Origin of the sequence: Bacillus cereus group sp. BfR-BA-01381 (assembly GCF_022663555.1) — a bacterium.
In the GTDB taxonomy this organism is placed as follows: domain Bacteria; phylum Bacillota; class Bacilli; order Bacillales; family Bacillaceae_G; genus Bacillus_A; species Bacillus_A pacificus.
The window spans coordinates 1-6,613 of record NZ_JAKUFR010000150.1 but is presented as its reverse complement, the minus strand read 5'-3'; the positions used below and the strand labels follow the sequence as shown (position 1 = coordinate 6,613).

Here is a 6,613-nt window from a genome sequence, read left to right as displayed (position 1 = left end):
TGAAACAATCTTCACCACTTTATTTGATAACGGTATAAACTACCGTCTTTCATTTCCTCATAATGTGAGATTTATGAAAGATGCTCCAGGACGAACTTCATGAATAATCTATATACTGATTCACACCAACCATCAGCTCTCTGAAATAGGGAGATATTCACTACTATACCCTTTCATTGCCCAAATATTATTTTCCGAATTGATTACTATCATTTTTATCATACATTAAAAATAGTGTCAACTTATATTTTGAATTTTTATGTATTACATTCTATTTAAAAATTCAAAATATGACTTTTAAATGAATAGTATTAGAACATTTATGGTTTATACTGTATTAACTTCCCTAGCAGGTTTATAGTAGTATACGATGAATGCAAGACAGCAAGAGTAGGAGGAAATAATTTTGTCTACGTCAAAAGTTTTAAAAGGAACTGCTTTATTAAGCGGGGCCACAATGATTTCACGTATATTAGGTTTTATATACTTCTTCCCTTTTCAATTACTAGTTGGAACGCAAGGGGTTGCTTTATATGGATATGCATACTCTTGGTACGGTATTTTATTAAGCTTTTCAACAGCGGGTATTCCTATTGCCGTTTCCAAATTCGTTGCAAAGCATAATGCGCTTGGTGATTATAGTACAAGCAAAAAATTATACAATTCTAGTGTAAAATTAATGTTGTTTATGGGCTTTTTAGGATTTTTAATTTTATTTATTGGAGCACCGTACATATCACAATTTATTATTCGCTCGAAAACGCCAGATCCACAATTTATCGCTGACGTAACACTTACGATGCGAGCATTAAGTTTTGCACTTATTATCGTACCAGCTATGAGTGTTACACGTGGCTATTTCCAAGGTTTTCAACATATGAAACCAAGTGCTGTTTCTCAAGTCGTGGAACAAATTGCACGTGTTGTTTTCATTTTAGTTGGTAGCTTCATCGTCTCAAAATTATTAGGGGGTTCAGTAGCTTCTTCAGTTGCAGTTGCTACGTTTGGAGCTGTTATCGGAGCACTTGCAAGTGTCTCTATTTTAATGATGTACTGGAAAAAATATAATGGGTTAAAACCTCCCGAAGGTGAATTAAAATCAAGAGCATCGAATATCCCATTAAAAAATATTTATATAGAATTACTTCGCTATGCAATCCCAATTGTATTTGTCGGCATCGCAATTCCACTTTACACGTTAGTAGATCAATATACTGTAGCTGATGTCCTTAGAGCGATGGGAGAGCCGTTAGAAACAGCAAATGCAGTTTTCGCTTATATAACGAACTATGCCCAAAAGTTAATTATGATTCCAGCTTCACTTGCAACTGGATTCTCCTTAACGATCATTCCGGCTATAACGAAATCTTATACAAGTGGGAAATTAGAAGAATTACAAGAACAAATTTCAAAGATATTTCAAGTCTTGTTATTCTTCACGATCCCGGCTGCCTTTGGTCTTGCTAGTATCGCTTACGATGCATTCCGTATGGTTTATGTAAATCCTGAAATTGCACTTGGTGGATCACAATATTTAATTTCATTCGCACCGTCTGCTATATTAAGTGCGATTTTCACAGTTTCAGCAGCTATTTTACAAGGAATCGATTATCAAAGAAAAACAATGATTGCATTCTCAGCCGGGATTCTCGTTAAAGTTGTAGTAAATACACCGCTCTTACATTTATTTGGCGGACACGGTGCTGTACTTGGAACCATTCTTGGATACCTCGTTTCAAATAGTATTATGTTGTACTGCATCGTTAAGTTTGCGAAATTTAAAATTAGTGAGACAGCAAAAACAGTATTTCTTATTACAATTTACTCCGCAGCCATGTCTGCTGTTGTAATTGCATTAAAAGCAATTTTAACATGGTTAATTCCTGGACACTCTTATATCGAATCACTTCTCATTGTTGTTATATGCGGCGCTGTAGGAGGACTTGTTTACCTTTTATTCGTATTAACTAGTGGACTTGCTTCACATATTCTCGGTGATAGAATTCAACGCTTACCTATACTGGGGAAATTAGTAAAATAAAAAACAAAGAGATGTAACAAGGGTTACATCTCTTTGTTTTTTATTTCGCATATTGAATACGCTTTTGCTGTTCAGCAATATGTAATTCCGGAGCATGGTGTTCTACTAACTGTAATAGCTCCTCGATTAACACTCCTAACTCCTGTATACTATACTCTGGTTTCCCTATTAACGTATTCGCCATACGCTCATATAAGTTTTCAGGCTTAATAATCATTCGTTCCACATTATATGGCATCCATTTAAACGCCGGGTGATGTACATACATTTTATTCAAACCAAATAAGACCCCAAATATATTTCTTTGTGCTTCACAAATAACATCATATAGCATAAGCCAGTCTTTTCGTTTTAAAAGTGCCTCTCGATTATGCCAGCGATTGCTTAACCAAAGATTTTCTGAAATCATCCGTTTCGCTAGGTCTTCTGGATATGCCATCACCCTATCTTTTAATTCATTTACTTTCTCTTTCCCATACAAACTAACTCCGTCATGCACGGATGATACGATACATTGTTTTTCATAACTTATATCATATTGATCCACCACATCCGAAATAACTTTCTCTACTGTTTCTGTTAAAAAGTTACTAATCTCTAATTTAATTCCTTCTTTCGTCAAATATGTTTCCGACCATTCTTCTTCCTCGTAAGGATGGTATGACAAAATTGTTCCACCAATATAGTTAATAGGCCCTTTACGATCCTCATCCTCTGGTGGCATTGACCATAAAATATGTAGTTCTATATCTGAATGTTCATCTTCTAGCTTTCTAGCTACTGAACCAGCTAAAATAATAGCCTCCACTTTCGGGTTTTGCCTATAAATCTCCGACATTTCTATTGCTTTCTCTTTTAATTCCACTTCATTTCCCCCTATAATTGCAGTACGCATTTACCTTTTCATTTATCTATTTCGATATTATGCATTGCATTCCCTGTTCAATGTTCCACTAAATCATATTTCTACCCAATAACGCTGAACAATTTCCCCAGTATGAGAAGAAACTACTTCATTTTCTAGCACACCGCCAACCTTTTGAATCGTTTTAGCCGAAGCAATATTAGCTTTATCGCAAGTTATTAACACTTTCTGCAACTCTAACTTTTGCGCTTCATATAATGCGAGTTTCAATTGTTTTATCGCGTAACCTTGACGACGTTTATTTGGATGTACACTATATCCAATATGACCACTTTCCCGCAATAACTCTTCATTTAATCGATGTCTAATATTCACAAAACCTATAAGTTCCCCTTTTTCAAAGCTTAAAAATTGACTAGATGGTACTCGATTAGCTTTTAAGTTTTCCCCAAGTTCCTGTATATTCACTTTTTCAAACCATTCATCGAGAGAATCAAAATTTTGTAAAGAACTACTGCCATGTGGTTGTTCTCCTGATTGTAAAAACGCATGTTTATATTCCATAATTTCTCCACTATATTCATGTGTTGGTTTTAATAGTTTCATTTTTATTCTCCCCCTCTTACAACCTAAAACAAACACCTTACTCGTAACAATTTCACGAGTAAGGTGTTTTTATCCTTTTCATTCAAATAACCCCATACTCAAATAACGCTCACCTGTATCAGGTGCAATACATAAAACTTTTTTACCAGCGCCTAATCGTTTTGCAATCATAATCGCTGCGTAAACAGAAGCACCTGAAGACGGCCCAACTAACAATCCCTCTTGTCTAGCCAAATTTCTCATTGTCGTTAAAGCCTCTTCGTCTGCAATTTGAATAATTTCGTTATACACTTCTGTATTTAAGTTTTTCGGGATAAATCCCGGACTTGTTCCTACTAGTTTATGAGGACCTGGAACACCTCCCGATAGTACGGGAGATCCTTTCGGTTCTACTACTGCGATATATAAGTTTGGTAGTTTCTCTTTTAACGTTTCTCCAGTCCCTGTAATAGTTCCACCCGTTCCAGCAGTTGCTACAAATGCATCAAGCTCGCCATCCATTTGTTCATAAATTTCAAGTGCAGTTGTATAACGATGAATATTCGGGTTTGCTGGATTTTCAAATTGCTGCGGAATAAAACTATTTGGAATTTGTTTCTGCAATTCTAACGCCTTCGCAATTGCTCCTGGCATTCTTTGTTCTGCCGGTGTTAAAACTACTTCTGCTCCGTATGCTTTCAATAAGTTAATTCTTTCTTTAGACATATTATCTGGCATAATTAAAATCGTTTTATACCCTTTTGCAGCCGCGTTCATCGCTAAACCTATCCCTGTATTACCACTTGTCGGCTCAATAATTGTATCTCCTGGTTTAATATGACCATTCTCTTCTGCAACGTGCAATAAATTATAGGCAGCACGGTCTTTCACGCTGCGCGATGGATTAAACATTTCTAGTTTTACATACACATCTGCTGCGTCTTCTGGAATAAATTTAGATAATCTGACGACAGGTGTATCTCCTATTAATTCTGTTACGTTTTCACATAATTTCATAGCGCATCCCCTATTCTATCGTTTTCTTATCATTTGGTAGTAACCATGAAGTAAGTCCAATTAATGGTAGACAACTACATAGTAACATAATGAATTGTAGACTATATATGTCAGCCAATTTCCCAAGAACTACAGAGCCTAAAGCACCGAGTCCAAACGCAAGCCCTACAATTAATCCTGATACCATTCCTACTTTTCCAGGAACAAGCTCTTGCGCATATACAACAATTACACTAAAACTACTTGAACTAATAAAACCGATACATAAAAATAGCGGTACGACCCATACGAGCGAAACGTGAGGTAATAAAAGTGCAAGTGGGGCTGAACCTAGCATTGAAAATACAATAATTGTTTTCTTTCCAAATCGATCCGCTAATGGACCACCGAAGAAAGTTCCTAACACACCAGCAATCATAAATGCGAATACGAAATACTGAGCATTTTTTATCGATAAACCGTAATGCTCAATTAAGTAAAATTGATAAAAATTCCCGATACCAGCACCGTACCAAGAGCGTACAAAAGTAAGAAAAACAAGAAGTAAAATAACAAATTTAATATGTGTACTGACAATCGCATGTTCCGCCTCAAGCGCAGCCCTCTTTTTTCTTCTCACAGCGCCAGTTGCTAATTCATTTCTATACCAATTTGATACGAAAATTAATAATACAATGCCTACCGCTGCAAAGGCTGTAAAACCTAAAGAACCAATTTGACCGAGCGGAACGAAAATTAACGCTGTAAAAATAGGAGCTAGAGAATTCCCTGTATTTCCTCCCACTTGATAAATCGCTTGCGCTAATCCCCGTTTTGCACCGGACGCCATATAAGCTACTCGGGCACCTTCTGGATGAAAGACTGCGGAACCTAATCCGATAAATAAAACAGAAATAATAACAATAATAAAATTCGGTGCAAACGCGAGTCCAATCATCCCAAGCATACTCGAAAACATTCCGAGCGGTAATAAAAATGGTGACGGCTTCTTATCCGAATACATACCAAAAACCGGCTGCATAATCGATGATGTCATATTTAATGCAAACGCAATCCATCCTACTTGCATATAGGATAAATTCATCGTTTTTTCCAAAATAGGAAACAACGCCGGCACAACTGCTTGCATCGAGTCATTTAAAAAATGACCGAAACTAATCGCAAATAGTATTCGATATATCGTCGGTGTTTCCATTGTATTTTTTTTCGAAACTGCCTGCATATATGAATCTCTCCTTCCTGTACAAAATATATATTTATTACAGTAGGTGTAATAAATTCTGACTTTTGAAACATTTCTATTCTATACTGGTTTCATTTCTTTTTCCAGAAATATCACTTCTTACATAATATATTTTTTCTATACGTTTTATCGGATTTATTTATAGAAATTTTCTATATTTTCTTTTATACTAGGACAGAGATGAAGGGAAGGATGACAACTATGAAGAAAAAAACTAAAGGAATCGTTGCACTCTCAATCACATTATCTATGTTTTTAACAGCATGTGGTCAAAAACAAGAGGCAACAACTACTGGAGAAAAGAAAAAAGAATCTTCAAAACAAGTATTAAACATTGTAGAAGCTGGGGAAATTTCTACACTTGATTCATCTATCGCAACCGATGGATTTTCTTACGCTGCTTTAAACAACGTAATGGAAGGATTATATATGCCTGGGCCTGACAATAAACCTGTTCCTGCAGCCGCTGAATCATACAAACTGAGCGAAGACGGAAAAACATATACATTTACATTACACGATTCAAAATGGTCAAATGGCGATCCAGTAACTGCTCATGATTTTGAATATGCATGGAAACGTGCCGTAAATCCAGAAACTGCTTCTGAATACGCACACATTATGTTCGACATTAAAAACGCTGAAAAAATAAATAAAAAAGAATTACCAATTGACTCATTTGGTGTAAAAGCAATTGACGATAAAACATTAGAAGTACAGTTAGAACACCCTGTTCCATACTTTTTAGGTTTAATGGGATTTGCAACATTTTATCCTCAAAACAAAAAGGTTGTAGACGCACAAGGGAAAAATTACGGACTTGAAGCTGCAAATGTAGTTTATAACGGACCTTTCCAATTAA

At 35.8% G+C, this 6,613-nt stretch carries 6 protein-coding genes and 1 other annotated feature; of the genes, 2 read left to right on the top strand and 4 right to left on the bottom strand.

Annotation, left to right across the window (positions count from 1 at the left end):
- Window positions 1-186 (bottom strand) — a binding site (T-box leader). This feature is flagged as partial in the annotation.
- 220 nt (window positions 187-406) lie between these two features.
- Window positions 407-2,041 (top strand): putative polysaccharide biosynthesis protein, encoded by a 1,635-nt coding sequence (locus MR079_RS27195; RefSeq protein WP_242294992.1) that lies wholly within the window; start codon window positions 407-409, stop codon window positions 2,039-2,041.
- Between the two features lie 40 nt (window positions 2,042-2,081).
- Here MR079_RS27195 and MR079_RS27190 read toward each other — a convergent pair whose 3' ends face one another.
- The 4 genes from MR079_RS27190 to MR079_RS27175 all read right to left on the bottom strand — a co-directional run bounded on the left by MR079_RS27190 (window position 2,082) and on the right by MR079_RS27175 (window position 5,730).
- Complete coding sequence (locus MR079_RS27190) at window positions 2,082-2,906, bottom strand: DUF4037 domain-containing protein (RefSeq protein ID WP_242294991.1); 825 nt, start codon at window positions 2,904-2,906, stop codon at window positions 2,082-2,084.
- A 93-nt stretch (window positions 2,907-2,999) separates the two neighbouring features.
- Window positions 3,000-3,512, bottom strand: a complete 513-nt coding sequence (locus MR079_RS27185; protein WP_242294990.1) for a GNAT family N-acetyltransferase — start codon at window positions 3,510-3,512, stop codon at window positions 3,000-3,002.
- 78 nt (window positions 3,513-3,590) lie between these two features.
- Window positions 3,591-4,508, bottom strand: a complete 918-nt coding sequence (cysK, locus tag MR079_RS27180) for a cysteine synthase A (protein WP_000762260.1) — start codon at window positions 4,506-4,508, stop codon at window positions 3,591-3,593.
- A 10-nt stretch (window positions 4,509-4,518) separates the two neighbouring features.
- Window positions 4,519-5,730: an MFS transporter gene (locus MR079_RS27175; RefSeq protein ID WP_139867783.1), complete on the bottom strand. Its 1,212-nt coding sequence runs from the start codon at window positions 5,728-5,730 to the stop codon at window positions 4,519-4,521.
- Between the two features lie 222 nt (window positions 5,731-5,952).
- Here MR079_RS27175 and MR079_RS27170 point away from each other — a divergent pair.
- The coding region (locus MR079_RS27170) for a peptide ABC transporter substrate-binding protein (protein ID WP_242294989.1) at window positions 5,953-6,613 on the top strand (661 nt) is incomplete at its 3' end.